This is a genomic window from Devosia marina, assembly GCF_009758415.1.
Classification (GTDB): domain Bacteria; phylum Pseudomonadota; class Alphaproteobacteria; order Rhizobiales; family Devosiaceae; genus Devosia; species Devosia marina.
Genome location: NZ_WQRF01000001.1, coordinates 1,307,325 through 1,328,402, shown reverse-complemented (window position 1 = coordinate 1,328,402; position 21,078 = coordinate 1,307,325). Strand labels below are relative to the sequence as shown.

Annotated in this window: 14 protein-coding genes and 1 tRNA gene; 10 read left to right on the top strand and 5 right to left on the bottom strand. The window is 62.7% G+C overall.

All coding sequences use genetic code 11. The annotated features are described in order from the left end of the window. Positions 1–81 precede the first annotated feature (81 nt). Positions 82–1,026 (top strand): endonuclease/exonuclease/phosphatase family protein, encoded by a 945-nt coding sequence (locus GO014_RS06435; RefSeq protein WP_157289543.1) that lies wholly within the window; start codon positions 82–84, stop codon positions 1,024–1,026. Here GO014_RS06435 and GO014_RS06430 read toward each other — a convergent pair. Beyond that, entirely contained in the window at positions 1,011–2,120 is a 1,110-nt protein-coding gene (locus GO014_RS06430) for a pyridoxal phosphate-dependent aminotransferase (protein WP_157289542.1), read from the bottom strand. The genes GO014_RS06435 and GO014_RS06430 overlap by 16 nt on opposite strands. A gap of 711 nt (positions 2,121–2,831) precedes the next feature. On the opposite strand from GO014_RS06430, the gene GO014_RS06425 reads away from it, so the two are divergent. The 3 genes from GO014_RS06425 to GO014_RS06415 all read left to right on the top strand — a co-directional run bounded on the left by GO014_RS06425 (position 2,832) and on the right by GO014_RS06415 (position 5,700). Further along, positions 2,832–2,907 (top strand) — tRNA-Lys (locus tag GO014_RS06425). Between the two features lie 298 nt (positions 2,908–3,205). Then, positions 3,206–4,381: a lipid II:glycine glycyltransferase FemX gene (locus GO014_RS06420; RefSeq protein WP_157289541.1), complete on the top strand. Its 1,176-nt coding sequence runs from the start codon at positions 3,206–3,208 to the stop codon at positions 4,379–4,381. Beyond that, positions 4,378–5,700, top strand: a complete 1,323-nt coding sequence (locus tag GO014_RS06415) for a lipopolysaccharide biosynthesis protein (protein WP_157289540.1) — start codon at positions 4,378–4,380, stop codon at positions 5,698–5,700. Before GO014_RS06420 ends, GO014_RS06415 begins: the two co-directional genes overlap by 4 nt. 3 nt (positions 5,701–5,703) lie before the next feature. Here the strand turns inward: GO014_RS06415 and GO014_RS06410 are convergent, their stop codons facing one another. Then, positions 5,704–6,267 (bottom strand): hypothetical protein, encoded by a 564-nt coding sequence (locus GO014_RS06410; RefSeq protein ID WP_104893904.1) that lies wholly within the window; start codon positions 6,265–6,267, stop codon positions 5,704–5,706. Between the two features lie 177 nt (positions 6,268–6,444). On the opposite strand from GO014_RS06410, the gene acs reads away from it, so the two are divergent. The 5 genes from acs (at position 6,445) to GO014_RS06385 (ending at position 13,254) form a co-directional block, all read left to right on the top strand. Further along, positions 6,445–8,397 carry an acetate--CoA ligase gene (acs, locus tag GO014_RS06405; protein WP_157289539.1) on the top strand — a complete coding sequence of 651 codons (1,953 nt, stop codon included), beginning with the start codon at positions 6,445–6,447 and terminating at the stop codon, positions 8,395–8,397. 424 nt (positions 8,398–8,821) lie between these two features. Then, entirely contained in the window at positions 8,822–9,904 is a 1,083-nt protein-coding gene (locus GO014_RS06400; RefSeq protein WP_157289538.1) for a glycoside hydrolase family 3 N-terminal domain-containing protein, read from the top strand. 91 nt (positions 9,905–9,995) lie between these two features. Next, positions 9,996–10,796 (top strand): UDP-2,3-diacylglucosamine diphosphatase, encoded by an 801-nt coding sequence (locus tag GO014_RS06395; RefSeq protein ID WP_157289537.1) that lies wholly within the window; start codon positions 9,996–9,998, stop codon positions 10,794–10,796. A gap of 88 nt (positions 10,797–10,884) precedes the next feature. Then, a complete protein-coding gene (locus tag GO014_RS06390) occupies positions 10,885–11,940 on the top strand; it encodes a glycosyltransferase family 4 protein (RefSeq protein ID WP_157289536.1) in 1,056 nt (351 codons plus the stop codon). 114 nt (positions 11,941–12,054) lie between these two features. Then, the gene (locus GO014_RS06385; protein ID WP_157289535.1) at positions 12,055–13,254 is read left to right on the top strand and encodes an MFS transporter; all 1,200 of its coding nucleotides are present in this window, start codon (positions 12,055–12,057) and stop codon (positions 13,252–13,254) included. 591 nt (positions 13,255–13,845) lie between these two features. Here the strand turns inward: GO014_RS06385 and GO014_RS06380 are convergent. From GO014_RS06380 to GO014_RS06370, 3 genes are all read right to left on the bottom strand, one after another. Then, a complete protein-coding gene (locus tag GO014_RS06380) occupies positions 13,846–14,364 on the bottom strand; it encodes a Clp protease N-terminal domain-containing protein (protein ID WP_157289534.1) in 519 nt (172 codons plus the stop codon). Positions 14,365–14,376: 12 nt separating this feature from the next. After that, the gene (locus GO014_RS06375) at positions 14,377–14,595 is read right to left on the bottom strand and encodes a helix-turn-helix domain-containing protein (protein ID WP_157289533.1); all 219 of its coding nucleotides are present in this window, start codon (positions 14,593–14,595) and stop codon (positions 14,377–14,379) included. Between the two features lie 208 nt (positions 14,596–14,803). Continuing rightward, positions 14,804–20,284: an apolipoprotein A-IV repeat region-like domain-containing protein gene (locus GO014_RS06370; protein WP_157289532.1), complete on the bottom strand. Its 5,481-nt coding sequence runs from the start codon at positions 20,282–20,284 to the stop codon at positions 14,804–14,806. A 357-nt stretch (positions 20,285–20,641) separates the two neighbouring features. On the opposite strand from GO014_RS06370, the gene GO014_RS06365 reads away from it, so the two are divergent. Further along, a complete protein-coding gene (locus GO014_RS06365) occupies positions 20,642–21,034 on the top strand; it encodes an Hpt domain-containing protein (RefSeq protein WP_157289531.1) in 393 nt (130 codons plus the stop codon). The last annotated feature ends 44 nt before the right edge of the window (positions 21,035–21,078 follow it).

Here is a 21,078-nt window from a genome sequence, read left to right as displayed (position 1 = left end):
AATCACTTGCTCGCGCAATGCTTGCGCACCGGCGCCCAAGATGGTCTAGCCATGGTCGGGCTGTCTGGGAGTGAACGATAGATGTGGGGCAAAGCAGAATTCAGGGGCGGCCTCCTCGTGCTCCTTGGCGCGCTGATTGTAGCACTGGCCGTGGTTGTCTCGGGCCGGTACCTACCCGGCCTCATTCTGTTGCAGAGCTTGCGGTTTCACATCGTGGCGGCCGGAATTGTTCTGGCGCTGGCCCTGATTGCGCTCGGAGGACGCTGGCGCGGGGCGTTGGCGCTGGTGCCGCTATTGGCGGCGGGGCTGCACGGCTATTGGCTGGTAGGGGAGCTCTATACCAATCGCACCATGCCGGACGAGGCACCGGTGACCCACTTCCGGTTCCTCAGCTTCAACGTCTTGTCGGGCAATCCGCGGGCGAGCGAACTGGTTGACGCCGTGCTGGCTGATCCTCCCGAAGTCGTCCTGGTGATGGAAACACCTGGTATTGAGCCTCATCTCAATCGGTTGGCTGAAATCTATCCTTATCGGCTGGGCTGCGAGAGGACAGAAAGCTGCGATATTTCGCTTTATTCGCAACTGCCCATAGAAGAAGGCGGCGTCCAACTATTCCGCCCGTTCAACCGGGAGAGGTTGGTCACTGCGCGGGTCCGGGTTAACGGGTTGCCGGTGACCATTGTCGGCACCCATTTGACCAAACCTTATGACGATCACGTGGTCTGGCAAGAAATGGCGATCCTACGGCGCCTGCTCGCCAATATCGAGGGGCCGCTGGTGCTATCGGGCGACTTCAATTCGGCCATCTGGACGCAGTCGGTGGGCATGTTGATGCAGGAAGGCCGATTGGTGCCAGGTCCGTCCACGCCTGCAACCTGGCCGGTCCGTCTGGGGCCGTTCGGTGTGCCGATCGACAACATGTTTACTCGGGACAATGCCCGTATCCTGACACTGGAGTCGGGGGAGAGTCATGGCTCCAATCATCGCCCACTCTGGGCCACCATCGGGCTCTACGCGGCCGAATGAGCCTGCCTGAGGGCCAGGGGCAGGGCTTCTGAGAGAATGTCCAGCTCGCGGTCCGGCGCCGCACTGACGCGGATGTGCTGGTCCAGCCCCGGTGCGGCCGGCTTTCGTACGAAAACACCCTGTTTCCCCAAGGCCTCAAGAACCCGCGCGGCGAAGGGCCCATCGCTGCCGCAGTCGATGGCGACAAAATTTGTCGCCGAGGGCAGGGCGACCAATCCGTTGTCGTGGGCGATCTGTGCGATGCGGTCGCGTGCAGCAGCGATCGCGGTGACTGCGTGATGCAGATAGGCCTGGTCATCCAGCGCCGCGAGGGCTGCAACCTGGGCCAGCTTGTTGACGCCAAAATGATTGCGAATGCGATTGAAGGCACCGGCAAGCCGGCGATTGCCTATGGCATAACCACAGCGCAATCCGGCCAGGCCATAGGCCTTCGAGAAAGTCCGCAGGCGCAGCAGATTGGGCCGGTCGGTGTCCAGCGGCGGGCCCTGGTCCGGCGCCGTCTCGAGATAGGCCTCGTCCAGGACGATGAGGCAGGTCTCGGGCACGGCGTTGATGAACCGCTCGATATCGCTGGCGGGCCAGAATGACCCCATTGGGTTGTCGGGATTGGCCAGATAGACCACGCGCGCATCGGTCTGGCGGGCCATAGCGGCCAGGGCCTCGGGATCTTCATGAAATTGCCGGTAAGGAACAAGTCGCAAGTCGCCGCCGAATCCGGCCACGTGATAGTTGAATGTGGGGTAAGCGCCCAGCGAGGTGACGACGATATCACCCGGCGCAATGAAGAGACGGACCACCAAGCCCATCAGTCCATCAATGCCTTCGCTGACGGCCAGTTCATCGTTGGCGACCCCTATATGTTTGGCCAGCGCAGTCCGCAGCGCATGGTTCTCCGAATCGGGGTAGGTCCAGACGTCGGGCGCGGCATTGCGAAGGGTGGCAATCACGCGCGGGCTGGGTCCGAAGCCCGACTCATTGGCACCAATGCGGGCCCTTGTGGCTATGCCGGTCTGACGTTCAATCGCTTCGGGGCCGACGAAGGGGACGGTTTCCGGCAGTGCCTCGACGACGGGCGTGAATGGGGGCAGGGGCAAGATGGGATCCTTGGCGACGATTCCGAACCCATACTAGCGGCGCCGTCCGAGCTTTCCAGCGTGCATTGTGGCCTCTCGATGAAGCGGTCGAGAATTTGATGATTCCATGTCGTGAAGAGGGCAAGAACTAGACGGTCGGAGTGCAGCTTCGATCAGGTCCCGCTGTTTTGCACAGGCGCAGAAAATCTTCACGGTCTGCAAAGTCCCGGCTGCGCTTGGCTGACACGGCGCAGGCCCAATTGGTGGCATTTGAATCGAATGCGATTCAGGTGGGCAATAAGTCGGGAACTATGCAGGTCCACCTTTTGGAGGAGCCGGAAACGGCGATTCTTCAGTTAAATTCCAGCCAGAAGGAGTGAGCGATTGCCTCCAACCTACGTGCTTGCGCGTGACCACCTGCAGCGGGCCGCCACCATCCTCCAAGGAGCCGATCAGCGGTCTCGGCAGCTTCGACACATCATCGAAAGGACGATCGGACTCATGGATGAGGTGCGGGCGGAGTCCCGCGAACCGGTCAGTAACGTGGTCGAGCTGAACGATTACCGGCATCTGCAGCAATGATCCCGAACAGCCCGGCCCAAGCGGCCGGGTTGCCGCCCCCAGCTATCCTGTATGACAGTTTTGCACACAATCTGATTTTGAGCGCTAGACAGCTCTGAATCACTTTGGTAGATAGGCGCCACTTTGGTGCCGAGGCGCTTCAAAAAGCCCGGGTGCATAGCTCAGATGGTAGAGCAGCTGACTCTTAATCAGCGGGTCCAAGGTTCGAGCCCTTGTGCACCCACCAAAGCCCTTGATGACATTTTGGTCAAGATGCGCCGGTGGCATGTTGGCACCGGCCTGACGGCGTGAGCACTGGTGGTCCGCTGCCCGTGGAGTTCAATGGTGAACATTTGGCCATGCCGCCGCACAACTGACGTCATTTAAGGTGCGGCCAGTGAACGCCGCTTCGTCCTCTCCTCCCAGAGCGGTAGGCTTTGGTAACCAAGGCCAGAAGTTTGGGACATTTGTTGCGACGGGATAGGGATTTGCACACCTGCTGGGTCTAGCGTTCGGCTGAACGCGCATCAGTTGGAAGCAGAGCCATGTCCTTATCTGCACGAGCAGCCCAAAGTGACGCCGAAGCCCTTGTGTCCTCGCCGACCCGCATGGCGGCGCCGGCTGTGCTTGTGCGTCCAGTTGATGGGCAGGAATGGGACGCTGTCGTCGGCGGCTTCGATGGTGTCTGCCAGGAGCAGCTTTATGCATTCGCCACGATCCGCTGGCCCGGCGTGACGGTTGAACCCCGCCTGTTCGAGCGCAATGGGCGCGTCATAGGCGGTTCGCTGGTCATGGTGCAGCGCCTGCCGCTCGGCCTGAGCCAGATTGCCATCATCAAATGGGGCCCGATCCTCGCGGACACCAAGGCTCAGGATGGTGCATTGCTTTATCAGGGCATGATCGAGGCGCTGGTGGCTGAATATGCCGACCAGCGCGGCATGATGCTCTCCATTCTGCCCCATGCCAGCACCCAGGAGAATCACGGCGAGTATTGCGAGCTGCGCGCACGCGGCTTCAAGCGTGGGGCCACCCTGCGATTTCCAGACCGCTATCTGGTCAACCTGCGCCTCTCGGACGAGGCGCAACGCAAGAGCTTCGGGCAGACCTGGCGCCGCCAGCTCAACAAGTCCGAGAAATCGGACCTGCTCTTCGAGCCTGCCGGCGCCCAGAACATCGATGCGTTCAAAACGCTCTACGCGGCGATGAGCGATCGCAAGCAATTTCCTGACTATTCGGCCTTCGACACGCTGGACGCGCTGATGGCGCTCGATCAGCCTTTGCGGCCCGAATTGTTTTTCGTGCGGCAGAGCGGCGATCTGGTTGCGGGCGCGCTGATCTTCAAAGCGGGGGATCGGGCCGTCTATCTCTACGGGGCCACAAATGACAGGGCCCTGCCGCTGCGCGCCGGCTATTTCCTGCATTGGCATATCATCCGCTGGCTACGCGACCACAGCCGTGCAAGCTGGTACGATCTGGGCGGCACAGATGGCTTTCATGGGCTGCACCAGTTCAAAAAGGGCATGGTGGGTGATGCGGGCCTGATCCGGCCTGTGCCGCCGGTGGCCAATTTTGCGTCGCGGCCTTTGGCCTATGCGCTGGGCGCCGGAGCCTTTGCCGCGCGGGAGGCCTATAACGAGCTGCGCCGCCACATTGAGGCGGTGCGACCTTCGCGAGCCCGACCCGACCAGACGCCCTTGCCATTGCCCGAAGAGTTCCGATGAGCCTCGCACGCCGGCTGGCATCGCAATCGACAATCATTTTCGGCGGACGGCTGTTCGGCGCCGGCCTGATATTTCTGGTACAGGCGTTCATTGCGCAGGTCTGGGGCGCTGCCATTCTGGGCGACTATCTGGTGGTGATCGCTGCGGTAAACCTGATCGCCGTAACCATGCCCCTGGGTTTTCAGACCATCGGAACTTATTTTGCTGCTGAGTATCGTGCCCGAAGCGATCGGCGCCAGCTCATTGCGTTTGTTGTCCGCGCCTATGGTCATGTCGGCCTGACCTTTCTGGCGCTTGTGCTGGCGGGGCCGCTTGTGCTGGGTTGGCTCGGGCTGGGACAACATGTTGTTGCCATGCATTACACGCCAGTTGCCTTGCTCGCTCTTGCGACAGCGCTGGTCTATGTCAACGGTGCCGTACTGGTCGGGCTGAAGCGACCTTTTGCAGGTTTCTTCGCTGACGGGATTTTCCGGCCCATGATGGTGCTGGGAACAGTACTTGCCTGTGCAGCGATGCTGAGTGCGCCCGTCGAAGCCTTCAGCACCATGCTCTGGGTCACCGCCTTGGGCTATGTGCTGATTGCGCTGGTGCATATGGGAATTGTAATCGTCACGCTGCCGCGCATCGGCGAGACTGCTGAGAGGCGCGACGCCGACGCTCCCCGCTGGTGGCGGTTCGCCGCGCCCTGGGTGCTCATCACACTGGCGACTGACTTCTTCTTCGATATCGACCTGTTGCTGCTGGCCAATCTGCTGGACCGCGAGGAACTTGCCATTTTCGGCGTCTGCACGCGGATATTTTCTCTGGTGTCATTCGGTGTAGCCGCGGTCTATGCCGTGATCCTGCCGGAGATGTTCGAAAGCGAGGCCAATGCGGATCGCGCGGCTTTTCATCGTAAGGTGGGTGAGGCCAATTTGGCGGCGAGCGCGGTGTCGCTGGTGCTGTTTGGCCTCGTGATCGTCGGAGCGCCGTTCGCTTTGCTGCTGTTCGGCCCCGCATTTACAGCCGGGGCGCTGCCGCTGGCCATATTGTGCCTGGGACTGGTAGTGCGCTCGGTCATGGGGCCCGCATCAATGGTGCTGTCCATCCATGACCGGCCCTGGGCCAGCCTGCCTGCCGTATTGCTCGGCATGGGCACCCTGTTCGTGGGCAATCTGGTTCTGGTGCCCGCATTTCACCTGGTCGGCGCAGCACTGGCGGCGATCATCGCAATTTCGGTCTGGTCGGTAGCCCTTTGGCTGATCGCGCTCAGAACCGCCCAGATCGACGTGTCGATCCTGCAGTGGTTCAAGGCCCGGCGCGTGGTGGCTGCGGAATAGGCGCTAAGCCCCGACCAGCCCCTTGAGTCGGTTCTTGAGGCGCCCCAGGCGTCCCACATAGCCGCTGTCATAGGGGACATCGGGTCGCGTATAGAACTTCTCGATCAACAGGTAGTCCTGGCCGAAGATGTGTTGCTCGAGCAGGGCGGTTTCCCTGTAGCCATAGCGCTTGAGCAGCATGCGGGCGATTTCGTTTTCCGGGCGGACATAGGTGTAGGCCTTATGAAACCGGGTATTGTCCCAATGGGCATCGAATTCACGCATGCCGAACATGCCCAGCTTGGTCTGGCGATGGCTGGGGAATACCCAGCTCCAGTAGCGAAAGATCGAACCGCATTCTGGCCCGGACACCATGGCGCCCCCCGGCACACCGTCGGCGCACATCAGCATGATGTGCCATGGGTCGATGGCCATGAGCCCCTTGAGAAAGGTCCGGTCCAGCCTGCCCGCCTCATGTTGCTTGAAGCGGTCATTGTAATGCGGCGAGGTCAGGATGACGTCGCTCAGCTCGCGATACACAAGGTCCAGATCCGCATGGGTGGCGGCCCGGATGGTCATTTCTGCCATGATGCTGCTCCGCGCTAGAGGAGCGGAAAGTGTATCCAGTTCCGGTTAACGGCAGGTGCCGTGCCTATCGAGCAAACACCCTTGCCGGAAAAACCCATTAAATCGCAGGTACTAGGCCTTGCCGCCATGGGGGTGGAACATTATTACGGATGCCGGGAGAGATAAGGGAGGATGACGATGAGCGACCAGCTCCTATTCCAGCCAAGCGCGGCTGCGATCGCGCGCACCCATACCACAGCCGAGCAGTACAATGCGCTGTATCAGCGTTCGATTCAGGACCCGGATGGGTTCTGGGCGGAACAGGCGAAGCGCCTCGACTGGGTAACTTTCCCCACCAAGATCAAGAACACAACGTTCGAATATCCCGACGTGTCGATCAAGTGGTTCGAGGACGGCGTGCTCAACGTAGCTGCCAATTGCATCGATCGGCACCTGGCTGAGCGCGGCGATGACATTGCCATTATCTGGGAGCCGGACAATCCGGAGGACCAGGCCGAACATATCTCCTATCGCACCCTGCATGAAAAAGTGTGCCGCTGCGCCAATGTGCTGAAATCGCTCGGCGTCAAGAAGGGCGACCGCGTCACCATCTACCTGCCGATGATCCCTCAGGCCGCCTATGCGATGCTCGCTTGCGCGCGCATCGGGGCGGTTCACTCGGTGGTGTTTGGTGGTTTCTCGCCCGACGCTCTGGCCGGACGGATCAATGATTGTGACTCGGCAGTGGTCATCACCGCCGACGAAGGCCGTCGCGGTGGCAAGACCGTGCCGCTCAAGGCCAATGTCGACAAAGCGCTGGAAGACTGTCCGGGCGTCTCCAAGGTGCTGGTGGTGCACAATACCGGTGCCGATGTCGCCATGAAGGGCTCGCGCGACGTCTGGTGGCATGAAGCCGCGGCCGGCGTCGAGCCGTTCAATGATCCCGAACCGATGAACGCGGAAGATCCGCTATTCATTCTTTACACCTCCGGTTCGACCGGCAAGCCCAAGGGCGTGCTGCACACCCAGGGCGGCTATCTGCTCTACACCTCAATGACCCATGAGTTGAGTTTCGACTACAACAAGGGCGATGTGTTCTGGTGTACGGCCGATGTCGGTTGGGTGACAGGGCACAGCTATATCGTCTATGGCCCGCTGGCCAATGGCGCGACGACTGTAATGTTCGAGGGCATTCCGTCCTGGCCCGATGCCAGCCGCTTCTGGCAAGTAGTGGAGCGCCACAAGGTCAATATCTTCCACACCGCTCCGACCGCCATCCGCGCCCTGATGGGTGCGGGGTCCGAGATTGTCGAGAAGCACGAGATGCCCTCGCTGCGCCTGCTCGGAACGGTAGGCGAGCCGATCAATCCCGAAGCCTGGATGTGGTACTACAACAAGGTGGGCAAGGGACGGTGTGAGATTGTCGATGCTTGGTGGCAGACGGAAACCGGCGGTCATATGATCGCTCCATTCCCAGGAGCCATCCCAACCAAGCCCGGTTCGGCAACCAAACCGTTCTTTGGAATTCAGCCCGAGGTGCTGTCGCCGGAAGGCAAGGTGCAGGAACAGACCAAGGCGGAAGGCGTGCTGGTCATCAAAGATAGCTGGCCCAGTCAGGCCCGCACCATCTGGGGTGACCATGGCCGGTTCGTCTCGACATATTTCGAGACCTATAAGGGCAACTACTTCACCGGTGACGGCTGTCGCCGCGACGAAGATGGCTATTACTGGATTACCGGGCGTGTTGACGACGTGCTCAATGTTTCCGGCCACCGCCTGGGTACGGCCGAGGTGGAGAGCGCTCTGGTTGCGCACCCAAAGGTTTCCGAGGCAGCCGTGGTTGGCTTCCCGCATGACATCAAGGGGCAGGGCATCTATTGCTATGTCACGCTGATGGCCGGCGAACAGAGCAGCGACGAGCTGCGTCTTGAGCTGCGCAACTGGGTGCGCAAGGAAATCGGACCGATCGCTTCGCCCGATTTCATCCAGTGGGCGCCTGGTCTGCCCAAGACGCGTTCGGGCAAAATCATGCGGCGTATCCTGCGCAAGGTCGCGGAGAACGAGTTTGGTTCGCTTGGGGACACCTCAACCTTGGCAGATCCATCCGTTGTGGATGATCTGATTGCCAATCGCCAGAACAAGCCGGCGTAGGGCAAAAAAAATCGGGCGGTGGCACCACGTTCCACCGCCCTTCCAGTTCGGCGGGGGCCGGCTGGAAGGTTGAATAACCGCCGGTCCTGCGACCACCTTGAGCTCAGTATGGATGCAAACTCCGATTGCGCATAACGCAAATGGATCAGTTGGAACGATTTTTTTCAGAATCACAGGAGTTTTCTGAAAAAATCGGCCGGAGAGGCTGTTTTCTGAAAAAGATCGGGCGGCGAGGCGCGGTGCCTGCCACCCGACCAGTTCGGTGGGGAGCCGAAGAAGGTTGAGAAATCCGACCCTGCGTCCACCTTTGTGAGGGTTTGGCATTGCCCGGCCCCTTGCGGCCATCCCCTGTTCAGGGGAGACCATTGTCTTGCCGCCATTTGCTGGGCACTCTGCAGATCCGATTCCTCAGCCGGTGATGTCCGTGCTTCGATTGCTTTGCGCCCTTATTGTCCTGCCATTCTTGGCGCAGCCGGCGGCGGCCGCGACGCTGGAAGAAATGGCAGGGCAGATGATTCTTGTCGGTTTTGAGGGCGACGCACCTGCCGATGCCGGCGTCAAAGCCGTCGTCAGCGACCTTGAGGCCGGACGCTTGGGCGGGGTGATGTATCTCAAGAAAAATGTGTCGAGCCTGCAGACCGTGCGGGAGATGAATGGCATTTTCCGTGCTGCGTCCCCGGACTTGCCACCCTTCATCACGCTTGATCAGGAAGGCGGGGCGGTGGAGCGGTTGACCCGCGATGTGGGGTTCACCGAAATTCCCAATGCCGAAACGGTTGCCGCCAACAACACGCCGGAGCAGGCGGAGGCGATCTACGCTCGCATGGCCGAAAGCATTGCTGAGCAAGGTTTCTCGGTCAATTTCGGTCCGGTGGCGGACCTTAACACAAATCCGGAAAACCAGATCATCGCGCGTTTCGGGCGAGCCTTTTCGGCTGACCCCATGGTGGTGATCGACTATGACGCGGCCTTTGTGCGCGCGCATCGCGCCGCGGGTCTCGTGACGGCGCTCAAGCACTTTCCGGGGCATGGCTCTTCCACCGCCGACAGTCATGAAGGTTTCGTGGATATCACGCGGAGTTGGTCGCCAGATGAGTTGGAACCCTATCGGGTATTGATCGCCGAAGACATGGCCGACATGGTCATGGTGGGGCATCTCTACCACGCCGATTATGCCAATGGGGACGGGGAGACCCCGTCATCTTTGTCATCCCGCTGGATCGATGGCGTGTTGCGGGACGAGCTTGGTTTTGACGGCGTGGTAATCAGCGACGATCTGGAAATGGGCGCGATTCGCGAGCATTTTTCGCTTGAGGACACGGTCGTCAAAGCGGTGCGCGCGGGCATGGACATCCTGTTGTTCTCCAACACGGCCGATTATCGCCCGGGGCTGGCCCGGGAGGTGCTCGACATCCTGATGAGCGAGGCTGCGTCCGACCAGGCCTTTGCCGATAGGATCGAGGACAGCTATCGCCGAATCGTGGCGCTCAAGGCGCGGGTGCAGTGAAGAGGCTTTCCCCGGCTTTCTTGGCAGGCGTGTTTGCAGCGCCGGGCGCAGCCGATAAGATGCCCTCCCGTAGTGAGGAGGCCCGAGACTGATGTCGGAAGAGCGCGAGATCAGGCGTGTTCGGGCGCTTTTCCTGTCGGATGTGCATCTGGGCATGAAGCCGATCCGCAGTGCACAACTGGCCGATTTCCTGCTCGCGCATGATGCCGAGACGATTTATCTGGTCGGGGACATTCTCGATGGCTGGCGGCTGGCCAAGCAGTGGCACTGGCCGGCCCAGTATAACGAGGTGATCCAGATCATGCTCGACAAGGCGACTGCCGGTACGCGGATCGTCTACCTGCCGGGCAATCACGACGAGTTCCTGCGCGAATATCTCGGCACCTATTTCGGCGAGATCGAGCTGGTGGATCGCACCATCCACACTTCGGCGACGGGCAAGACCTATTTGGTGATCCATGGCGACCAGTTCGACGTGGTGGTGATGAATGCCAAGTGGCTCGCTCATGTGGGGGACTGGGCCTATAATGCGGCGCTGCGCGTCAACATTGCCATCAACTGGGTGCGGCGGCGGCTGGGGCTGCAATATTGGTCGCTCAGTGCCTGGGCCAAGCAGAAGGTGAAGAACGCCGTTTCGGTGATCGGCCGGTTCGAGGAGGCCCTGGTGCACGAAGCCAAGGAGAGCGGCGTCGATGGGGTGATCTGCGGTCATATCCATTTTGCCGACATCCACGACCGGCTGGGCATCCAATATATCAATACCGGCGACTGGGTGGAGAGCTGCACGGCCATCGTTGAGAATGACGATGGGGCGTTCGAGCTGATCAAGTGGACCGAAATGGTCACCGGCGATACCCGCAAGCCGAAATTGCGCCAGAGTTCCGGGCAGTAAACCCGTCAAGTGAACGTCACATGGCCGTCACGCAAGCGACGCGGGGAACGCGCACCATGGTGGCATTGCGAGCAATCGTGGTGTCGCCATGTATATCGATCCCAAGCTTTCCCGCCGCCGTATCCTGATCGTCACTGATGCGTGGCGCCCGCAAATCAATGGCGTGGTGCGCACGCTGGAGAGCCTGGCCGGGCAATTGAGAGCCTGGGGGCACGAGGTCAGCTTCCTCACCCCGGAGCCATTCTGGACCGTGCCGGTGCCTACTTATCCCGAAATCAGGCTGTCGCTGGCCTCGCGGCGGGAGGTGTTCCTGTCCATGGCGCGGTCGCGGGCGCATCACATCCACATCGCCACTGAAGGCCCGCTGGGCCTGCTGGCGCGGCGCTATTGCCTGGAGCGGGGGAAGGCCTTCACCACCAGCTTTCACACCCGCTTTCCCGAATATGCGGCGGCGCGGCTGCCGCTGCCCGAGGAGTGGAGCTATGGCTATCTGCGCTGGTTCCACGATCCGGCGGTGGCAACCATGGTGCCGACGCCGTCGCTGCGGACCGAACTGAGTGGCCGCGGCTTCTCGCATTTGACGCTGTGGGGCCGGGGCGTGGATGGGGTGCGCTTCCATCCAGGCGAGAAGACCCTGTTTACCGATCTGCCCGGTCCACATCTGCTGTATGTGGGACGTGTCTCGGCGGAAAAGAACGTGACGGCCTTTCTCGATCTCGACGTGCCGGGCAGCAAAATCGTGGTGGGGGATGGGCCGGACCGGGCGCATCTGGAGCGGCTTTATCCGGACGCGCATTTTGTCGGCTATCTGCACGGCGAGGAACTGGCTGCCGCCTATCGCAGCGCTAATGTGTTCGTGTTTCCCAGCCGCACGGATACGTTTGGCAATGTGGTGACCGAAGCCCTGGCCTCGGGCACGCCGGTGGCTGCCTATCCGGTCACCGGGCCGCGCGACGTGGTCACTGACCCCAGAGCGGGCACGCTCTCGGAAGATCTGGGCGCCGCGGTGCGCCGGTGCCTGACCCTGCGGCGCGCAGATGCGCGCGCGCTGGGCGAGCAGTTCACCTGGGCGGCGAGCGGCAACCAATTCCTGTCGGCGCTGACGCCGGCCAATGCGCCCGCAAAGCTGGCAAGGGCCATCTAGAACGTTCCAGAGACCGGTTTTGCAGACGATTTGGGTGGAAATGCCCTTGCGTCGCGCGCGCTTCCGAGTCAGTTGAGGGAACGCGGCGCGCCTCTGCGCCGGGAGTCCATTTCCATGCCATCGGCCTTTTCGCGCTGGGATTCGCCCGAGCTGCGCGCTTCCATTTATCAGTTTACCGTCTATCTGCCGGGCGGCGTCGCGTCGGTGTTCCTGGGCATCTGGCTGAGCGAACATGGCATTCCGGCCGACCAGATCGGCCTGATCAATGCGCTGCCGACACTGCTTCTGCTGGGCCTCAACATGATCGTCGGCCGCGTTGCCGACCGGGCCGATGACTGGCGGACGGCGCTGATCGGCATTTCCATTGTTTCGGCGTTGACGGCGATACCGATGTATTTCGTCTCCGAGTTCTGGGGCATTTTGCTGGTCTGGGGACTGTGCGCCTCCAGCAATGGCCTGGTCGCGCCGGTGATCGATGCCGCGACAGTGCGCATGACACGCCGCAACGGCACTGATTTCGGTGTCATCCGGGCCTGGGCGACGGTGGGCTATGTCGTGGGCGCGGGCGGTATCGGGCTGTTTCTCAACGTCCTCGGCTCGGGTGCATTCATCACGCTCTATGTGGCCATGGTCGTCGCACGGGCCGGGCTGGCGTTCCTGCTGCCGCGGTTCCGGGCCCCGAAACCGCAGGTGACCCTGGCCGGTGCGGCGCCTGAAGCGGTGGCGCCACCCAGCCGGCTCAAGGATGCGCTGCAGCCCTGGTTCGTGCTGCCGCTGCTGGCCTTTGCGCTGGTCAACTCGTCCAATGCCGTGATTGGCGGGTTCGGGGCGTTGCTCTGGCACGAAAACGGTATTCCGAGCTACTTCCTGGGCCCATTGCTCGGCTTTGCAGCCGTCGGTGAAGCGGTGCTGATGTTTGTCTGGCGGCGCTTTGGTGGCCGGGTGACGGCACGTAACATGATCCTTGCCGGGGCCGTTGCCGGGCTGATCCGCTTCACCATCATGGCGTTCAATCCGCCGGTGGAGGTGCTGTTCCTCACCCAGTCGCTGCACGCATTCAGCTTTGGCATGGGCTATTTCGGGGTGGTGCACTTCATTGCCAACTGGACCAATGAGGCCAATGCGGCAGAGGCGCAGGGCTTTTTCAACATGCTCAACATGGCCATGGCCATGCTGGCGCTAACCGTGTTCGGCGTGCTGGTCGAGTTCTTCGGTGCCTATGCTTTCTTCTATTCGACGGTGACCTCGTCGCTGGCGATCGGCTGCGTGCTGTGGTCGCTCAAGATGCGGCCACCGAAATCGCTGGTGGGGTAGGGCGTTTGTCACGGCGTTTCCATTGCTCAGGCCGTGAATGTACGCCAGCTGGCCCTAGTGGCCTCCGGTTGTGCAGTGGACGTGTTCCGAGGCACGTGCGTCTCGGTAAAACTAAGTAATAGAGACGTCGCCGCCTCGGAACACCGGGTTTCTCCTGCTGTCGTGGCCCCTATTGATCGCTCGTCGCAAGGTGACCCAACGAGCAGGCAGGCCCTGGAGCGACCCAGAGCCCAACCGGCTCCCCCCGCAAAAGTTCGCTGCAGTCCGTCCGCGCGGGAGTGATGACTGGGATTATGGGGGAGGTTTTGGGCGCGGGGATTACTTTTTGCTTTGGCAGGCGCTCTTTGAAGGGGATGCCCCCACCCAGCCACCCCCTGATAGGGGGAGGGGTGGTGCGGAGGTTATTGCGGCCAGCGTGCCAGAGAATGCGGTGATCGGCGAGGCTCTGTATTGCCTGCCAGCGCAATGGGTTGGGCATCGCGGCGAGGAAGCGGTAGGGGCGTTCCCGCCGGTGGTCCGGTCCTGCAAGCCAGAGTGGGGCCATTGAAGGCCGTGGCGACAGAGATCACCACGTCGAACAGCAGGCACCGGTCACGTGGCCGGCGAGTAGCTTGCGGCCACCTCCTCGGCCATCGTGCGCAGCAGGACGGGATCTGAGCCCATGCCGCGAAGCGCACGGGCTGCAATCCCATGAGGCATGGCCGCCACGACGGCTACGACATGGGCACCAAGAAGAGGGGCATGCTGGTTGCGAGAGTCTGCCAATGCCTGCATGACGTCCTGCCCGGATGGTGCTGCATGGTAAGCACCCGGCGCTGGAGGCCTGGCCACGGCGTCGTGGTGGTCGGCAGTCGGCTCAACGGCCAGCCCGATTGATTCCAATGCGGCGACGTATTGCTGGGCGATAGCGGCCTTCAGGCCATCGGGATCCATTCCGGCTGCCTGAAAGGCGCGTCGCGCCGTGCCGTCCTCCATCTCCAGCGCCGCGAGGAGAAAATGCTCGGCGCCCGGTTCCGGCTGCCGGTCATGCAGTGCGTGTTTCTCTGCGCGTTCGCAAAGCTGCTTTATCGTGCCCATGTCGCGAAGCTTGGACTTGATGGCGTTGAACATTGTATTGCCTCTTCAGGTCGGGTTTTGACGGGTGAGGTGCGAAAGACGCTTGTGTGCGGCCTGCTTGCTGACGCCGAGCGCCTGGGCGATCCTTGACCAGGACCACCCTGCATCGAGGGCGGTCCCTACAGCCGTTTCTTCCATGCGGTCCGCCAAGTGGCGCAGTGCCACCACGGCAGCCAGTGCTTCGTCGGGGTCGTCGGGGGTTTGGATGTTGCGGAGGTCGATCATGTGTCAACTGTAGTTGACGGCAATGAAGCTGTCAACACTTGTTGACGAGGTTCAGGGTCACAACGCTCATGGGGGGAGCAGCATCGCTGCGACCGACCGGGTGTGCAATCCTGCAACAAGGGCAGCACAGTGCGCCATGCACCGTTGATTCAAACAAAAGGCCCCGGATTGCTCCGGGGCCTTTTGCATTTCCTGGCTCTCAACAGCCTCAGCCGAGGCGGCCGCTGGCGTGGGCGAGGGTGGTGTAGACCTTGCCCTTGTCCGAGAGCAGATATTCGCGGGTTTCGGCGGCGGGGTTGGGGCCGGCAGCGGCGCGTTTGAGGAGCTGTTCGAACTCGCTCATATAGGCCTGTGCGGTCCTGGCGAAGTCGGCGTCGCGCTGGATGCGCTTGCGGACTTCGTCATAGGTGCCCTGGCCGGTGAGCGTATAGATGCGCCGGGTGAACACATTGCTTTCGCCGGCCTGGTAGCGGGCCCAGGCTTCGCCCAGGGCCGCATCGTCGATGGCGCGGGCGATTTCCTCGCTGAGGCCGGACAGGGCCTGCGGGGCGGAACCGCCGGCCTGCTTGGCCGAGGCGTTGCGCAGCACGTCGCGCAGCCAGCCGCCGCCTTCGGCTTCGGTGGCCTGGCGAGGCGCGGGCGCCTGGGTAGGGGCAGGTGCCGCCTGCTGCGGTGCGGGTGCGGGGGCGGCGGGTGCCGGGGCCGGGGCCGGGGCGGGCTGCGAGACAATAGCGGCCGGGCGGATCGGATCGACCAGTGTCTGGCGCGGGGCCTCGGCGCGATAGGTCTCACGCGGCGGCTCGGGCTGGCGCGGCGGCGGCTGATAGGCCGGGGGCTCAGGCGCACGCGGGGGCCGCTGGCTGGCGCGACGGTCGGTCAGGTCGTGGCTGGCCGGCTGGCTGCGCACGATGGCGTTGAGCTCGGAGAGGGCCTCGATCTGCTCGGCCACGACGCGGCGCATGGCGGCGGCGCTGGCACGGGTTTCCTCGGGCAGCTCGTTGACGCCACGGGCCAGCTCGGCGCGGGTGGATTCGAGCTCGGTGCCCACTTCGCGGGCCGTTTCGCGCATGGCGCGGGCGGTGTCGGCAAAGCGCTGGGTGGCTTCTTCGATGGCGCGCTGCATTTCGGTGACCATGCGCTGCTGGGCTTCCTGAAGGGCCTGGTTGGCGCGGCGGCCTTCGCTGTCGGCCACTTCGTGGAACTCGCCCAGCTTGCCGGTAACTTCGCCGGTGGTTTCATCCAGTGCGCGGCGCAGCTGGCCGGTGTTGGACGCAATGGCGTTGCGCACCGAGCTGGTCGAATCCGAGATGGTGTCGGCCAGCGTGCTGGTGGTGGAGGTGAGAACGTCGGTAACGCTGCCGGCGGTGGAGGACAGCACGTCGCTGACGCGGCTGGCATTCTCGTCCAAAGCCGAGTTTACGCGGCCCGCATTGTCCTCGAGGACGGAATTGACGCGGCCGGCATTTTCCTGGAGGGCCGAATTGACCTGGCTGGACTGTTCGCTGAGCGCCAGGCGCACCGACTGCGAGGTCTGGTTGAGGGCGGCGGCAGCGGCTTCGGCGGCGCGCTGAACAGCGTTGTCCATCTCCGAGACATTGCTCTGCAGCGTGGTCGAGAAGCGCTCATTATTGGCATAGAGCGCATCGGTGACGCTGTTGGCGTTCTGCTCAAGCGCCTGGGTGACGGTGGCCGTGGTCTGGCTCAGGGCGTCGGTGACCGCATGGGTGGTGCCGTTGAGAGCTTCGTCCATGGCGCGGCGGGCGCCGATCAGGCGGCGTTCGGTATCGTTGACCGTATCGGCAATGGACTGGGCGAACAGGCGCATGCGGCCATCGATATCGTCGGCACGGGCGGCAAAGCTCTGCGCCAGCGCATCCATGGCGCCGCGGCGATCCTCGAGATTTTCCAGCGCATTGGAGCTGGAGGCGTCGAGTGTCTGGGCGGCCTGGGTGAGGCCGGAGGCCTCGGCGTCGAGACGGCCAAGCATGGTGGAGAACTGCTCGACCATGCCGGCAATGGTGGCCTGCAGGGCGCCGACATGCTGGGTGACCATGGTGCCGGCCTGTTCGGTCTGGCCCATGGCTTCGCGCATGGTGTTGGAATAGTTCGCGGTCTGCTGGGCGACGCTGGTTTCCAGGCTCGCCAGATTTGCGGTGGAAGCGTCCAGCACGCGCTGCAACAGCAGGTTGGAGTCGTTGAGCTTGTTGAGTGCGCTGGTGACGTCGTTAAGAATGCGCGAGGTGGAGACCGACATGATCTCTTCGGCCTCGCGGGCATTTTCGCCCAGGGCATCGCGCAGCAGATTGCCGTGGCTGGCCAGGGCGGTTTCCAGTTGCGCGGATTTCTCGGTGACCAGGTTCGCGAAGGCGTTGGTATGCTGTTCGACGGACTGGTTGATGGTGGTCAGGCGCCCTTCGATGGCGTCGGCGGCGCCAACGGCCTTTACCGACACCAACTGGTCGATATTGCTGGCGGCCATGCGGATCTGTTCGAGCGCGCTGCGCACCGCAGAGTCCATACGGTTGGCAGTATTTTCGACATCGGCCGAAATGGTGCTGGTGGCCGCGGTGATGCGGGTGGCGATGGTTTCCTCGATGCGGTCGGCGCCGGCTTCGAGATCGGCCATGGACTGGGTGATCGAGGTGCTGATCGAAGCGTTGAGCGCGGCCAGGCGCTCGGCCGTGATATCGGCGCGTGCGGTGATCGCCTCGGGCAGGGTGCCCAGGCGCTGGTCGACCATCTCGATAACGGCCTTGCGTGCCGAGCTGACGCCGGATTCGATGAGTTCGGCGGCCTGGCGGGCGCTTTCGCCCACGGTCTCGCTGGCGCTTTCGATGCGGGCGGCAACGCCCTGTTCGGCGTCGGAAATACGGGCAATGGCATTGTCGAGCCCGGCGCCGAGGGTGTCATTGACCTCGGCAACCTTGCCCGAAACGCGGACCGACATGTCGTCGAGCCGGGTTTCCATGGTCGCGGTGACTTCGCGCAGCGAACCATCAATGCTGTCGCGGGCCTTGGCGCTATGCTGGTCGAGGGTTTCTGCCAGTTCGGAGGTATGCAGGCCAATGGTTTCGCCAATAGAGGCGGTGTGGGTCGAGAGGGTGTCGGACAGCGCCTGGGTGCGGGCGTTAAGCGCATCGGAGAGCTGCTGGGTGCGGGTGTTGACCGCGCCGGCCATGTCTTGGGTGCGCTCGTCGAGGCGCGAGATGAGGCCTTCGGCACGCTCGTCGAGCTGTGCGGTGAAGGCACCAGTGCGGGCGTCGAGGCCGGAATTGAGCGCTGTCGTGCGCTGATCGAGTTCGGAGGTGAGCGTGGTGGTCCGCTGGTCGAGCTCGGTGGCAAGGGCGCTGGTGCGCTGGTCGAGCTCGGAGGTCAGGGTGCTGGTGCGTTCGTCCAGGCGGGATACCAGAGTGCCGGTGCGCTCGTCGATCTGGTTGGCAAAGTCGCCGGTGCGGGTTTCCAGCTCGAGCGAGAGCGCATTGGTGCGCTCGGAGATGGTTTCGCTCAGGATCTGGGTGGTCTGGTTGAGCGTGGTCTCGAAGCGTTCGGTCTGCCCCGAAAGGGTGTCGGCCATGCGCTGGGTGCGGCCAGCAATGGCCCTGTCGAAGGCCTGGGTGCCGGTCGAGAGTGTCTCGCCCAGTTCCTGGGAGCGCAGGCGGATGGCCTCGTTGACCTCGGCGCTGCGGCTGACCAGGGTCTGCTCGAGCTCGCCAGTGCGCGCAATGATGGCGTCGCTGACCTCGATGGTGCGGGTCGAGAGCATTTCGTCGAGCTTGCCGGTGCGGCTGTCGAGCGCTTCGGTGAGAATCTCGGCGTGGCCGTCCAGGCTGTCAGAGATTTCCTGGGTGCGGTTGGTCAACGTCTCGGTGATGGCCTTGGTCTTGGCGCCGATCACTTCGCTCATTTCGCGGGTGCGATCGGCGACGATGTCGTTGAAACGACCCGATTCCTCGTTGAGCGCCATTTCCAGAACGTTGGCGCGAGCGGCGAAATTGACGCCCTGCTGGTCAAGGCGCTGCACCAGGCTCTCGCCCTTGTCGCCGATGACATTGTCGAGGGCGTGGAGCTTTTCGTCGAGCAGGCCGGTGATTTCGGTCAGGCGCGTGTCGAACAGGCTGAGCGAATCCTGGCCCGCCGTGGACAGGGTTTCGCGCGCGCGCTCGGAGGTGTCGTCCAAGGCGCCATTGATCTCGATGATGGCCGATTGCAGGCGGCTATCGAGCGCGTTGAGCTGGATCGACACCGATTCATCGAGCTGGCGGGTGAGAGTGGCCAGGAGCAGCTCGGCCTCGGTGGCGCGGCCGCTGATGTCGCCGGAGACGCGGGCACCAATCGAAGCCAGGGCCTCGCTGACTTCCTCGCCGCGGGTGCGGAGCTGATCGAGCAGCGACGTGCCGCCATCGGTCAGGAGGTTGGAGAGTGCAGCGGTGCGCTCGTCCAGAGCCGTCGAGAGGTTGCCGGTGCCCGTTTCGATCAGGCCGGCGATGGCGCGGGTCCGGTCCTCGAATGTGCCTGTCAGGGCCTGGGTGCGTTCCTCGAGTTGCTGGGTGCGCGAATCCATGGCCAGCGCAATGCTGTCGGCATGTTGGTCCAGCGCCTGGCTGAGCTTGCTGATGCGGCTTTCAATGCCGGCATTGATCTCGGCGGCCCGTTCGTCAAGTGACTTGCCGATGGCAGCTGCATTGTCTTCGAAGCCGAGCGACAGGCGTCCAGTGCTTTCGTCGAGAGCGCCGAGGAAGTCGGACGTGCGGTTATCGACCAGGGCAACAAAGCCGTCGGCACGTTCGGAGAAGCCGGTGGTCAGCGTGTTGCCCGCGGTCTCGAGCGCGCGGGTGAGATTGCCGCCGCTGTCCACGATGGTGCCGGCGATGCGCTGGCTGATCATGTCGAGGTCGAAGACGAGGCCGGTGTGGCTCTCGGTAATGGCTTCGCGGACCCGCTCGGTATTGGTCAAAACGCTTTCGCGCTGGCTGGCCAGTTCGGCGATGAGCGCACGCATGCGCGACTCATTATCCGAATAGGTGCGTTCGAGCGCGGTGACCTCATTGTGGATCATCACTTCAAGCTCGCCGGCGCGCGACAGGGCGCGCTCCAGGCCATCGCCAAGCGCGTTGACTTCGCGGCGCACGGCCTGACCGACCGAGGCGACCTTGTCGGCAGCGGTCACCTCCGGTTCTGCCAGGCGAATGGCCGCCTGGGTAATGGAGGAGGCGGCGTTTCGCAGATCGGCGGCGCGGCGGAACAGGGTCGCCACGGCAAAAAAGCCCAGAACAGGCACGACCATGATGGCCAGGGTGGCGACAAATTCTATGGTGCTGGCAAAGGTGCCGAAATCGAGCATCTGCGTGCCGAAGCGCAGCCAGGCGACGGTCGCAACAGCGGCGATCCAGAGCACCGATAGCAGCAGGGCCAGCCAGGTCGGGGTGGCCGAGGACCGGCTCTGCAGGTTGTAGAGAAGCTTGGAGGCGGAGACGCGGTCGTCATTGGCCACGGTCCCGGCCTGCTGGGCAATGCGGTCGGCGGCGCGCAGGCGCTCGGAGCGCGCCGGGTCGGGCTTCTTTTCGGGCTTTTTTTCCTGAGCGGGCTGGGCCGGCGGATCCAGATTGAACACGGAGTCCTTCAGGGCATCCTCGACGGCCGAGAAGGCCAATGCGGCCGGATCGTTCTGGGGTGTCGGATTTTTCGCCATACTCTTTACAACTCTCGCGTCGGCACAACAGCATCACGGCGGACAATAGGAGTCGTCATGGCATAATGGCCCTTTCCGGGCCGGTCGCCAAACCGGAACAATTCGATGCAAATGCCCCGCATCGTCCCCACGAACCCTCACCGCCGCGCGCTGGTTCAAAGCTCATTCATACATTCAATTTTATGCAAACCGAACGGTTTCTTACCCAAAGGTTAATTTTTGGGTGGGAAACGTTAAGGACTGGACGGCCAAACAAAGGCGAAGATGTGGCTTAAGCCCCTGTTCACGCCCTGGGCCTTAGGCTTGTGCACAAGGCAGGGGCCATGGCGCCTGCCGGTGTAGTCAGGAGTAGCCAGAATGGCGCAAAGAGCGATTGTCGAGGAAGCGCTTCCTCAATCCCAGCATCGGCCGATACGGCCCGTCGATCTGGTGCATCTGGCCAAGCAGTGCCTGGGGGATGAAAATCTCGAACTGGAAGTGCTGCGCCTGTTCGATACGACGCTGTCCACCTATTTCGGACGCCTCAAGCTCGCCACGGCTTATGACGATCTCGCCATCAACCTGCATTCGATAAAAGGGGCGTCCGCCGGTGTCGGTGCCTGGAGCGTTGCCGATCTGGCGCAGCGCCTTGAAAAGGATCTCAAGGGTGGCCGCCCGCTCCGTGCCGAACAGATCGACGATCTGGGCATGGCGGTGGAGGAAGTGCGCGACTTTATCGCGCGGATGCTGGCCAACAGCCCGGAAGACTGACCGGCACGCATAGCTGGGCAGAAGCGGGGGCGCACCCCCGCAAT

What these genes read in the sequence shown, in the direction of transcription:
- GO014_RS06435 (WP_157289543.1), top strand. Translation starts at nt 82, where the DNA reads ATGTGGGGCAAAGCAGAATTCAGGGGCGGCCTCCTCGTGCTCCTTGGC.
- GO014_RS06420 (WP_157289541.1), top strand. Translation starts at nt 3,206, where the DNA reads ATGTCCTTATCTGCACGAGCAGCCCAAAGTGACGCCGAAGCCCTTGTG.
- GO014_RS06415 (WP_157289540.1), top strand. Translation starts at nt 4,378, where the DNA reads ATGAGCCTCGCACGCCGGCTGGCATCGCAATCGACAATCATTTTCGGC.
- GO014_RS06410 (WP_104893904.1), bottom strand. Translation starts at nt 6,267, where the DNA reads ATGGCAGAAATGACCATCCGGGCCGCCACCCATGCGGATCTGGACCTT.
- acs (WP_157289539.1), top strand. Translation starts at nt 6,445, where the DNA reads ATGAGCGACCAGCTCCTATTCCAGCCAAGCGCGGCTGCGATCGCGCGC.
- GO014_RS06395 (WP_157289537.1), top strand. Translation starts at nt 9,996, where the DNA reads ATGTCGGAAGAGCGCGAGATCAGGCGTGTTCGGGCGCTTTTCCTGTCG.
- GO014_RS06390 (WP_157289536.1), top strand. Translation starts at nt 10,885, where the DNA reads ATGTATATCGATCCCAAGCTTTCCCGCCGCCGTATCCTGATCGTCACT.
- GO014_RS06385 (WP_157289535.1), top strand. Translation starts at nt 12,055, where the DNA reads ATGCCATCGGCCTTTTCGCGCTGGGATTCGCCCGAGCTGCGCGCTTCC.
- GO014_RS06380 (WP_157289534.1), bottom strand. Translation starts at nt 14,364, where the DNA reads ATGTTCAACGCCATCAAGTCCAAGCTTCGCGACATGGGCACGATAAAG.
- GO014_RS06375 (WP_157289533.1), bottom strand. Translation starts at nt 14,595, where the DNA reads ATGATCGACCTCCGCAACATCCAAACCCCCGACGACCCCGACGAAGCA.
- GO014_RS06370 (WP_157289532.1), bottom strand. Translation starts at nt 20,284, where the DNA reads ATGGCGAAAAATCCGACACCCCAGAACGATCCGGCCGCATTGGCCTTC.
- GO014_RS06365 (WP_157289531.1), top strand. Translation starts at nt 20,642, where the DNA reads ATGGCGCAAAGAGCGATTGTCGAGGAAGCGCTTCCTCAATCCCAGCAT.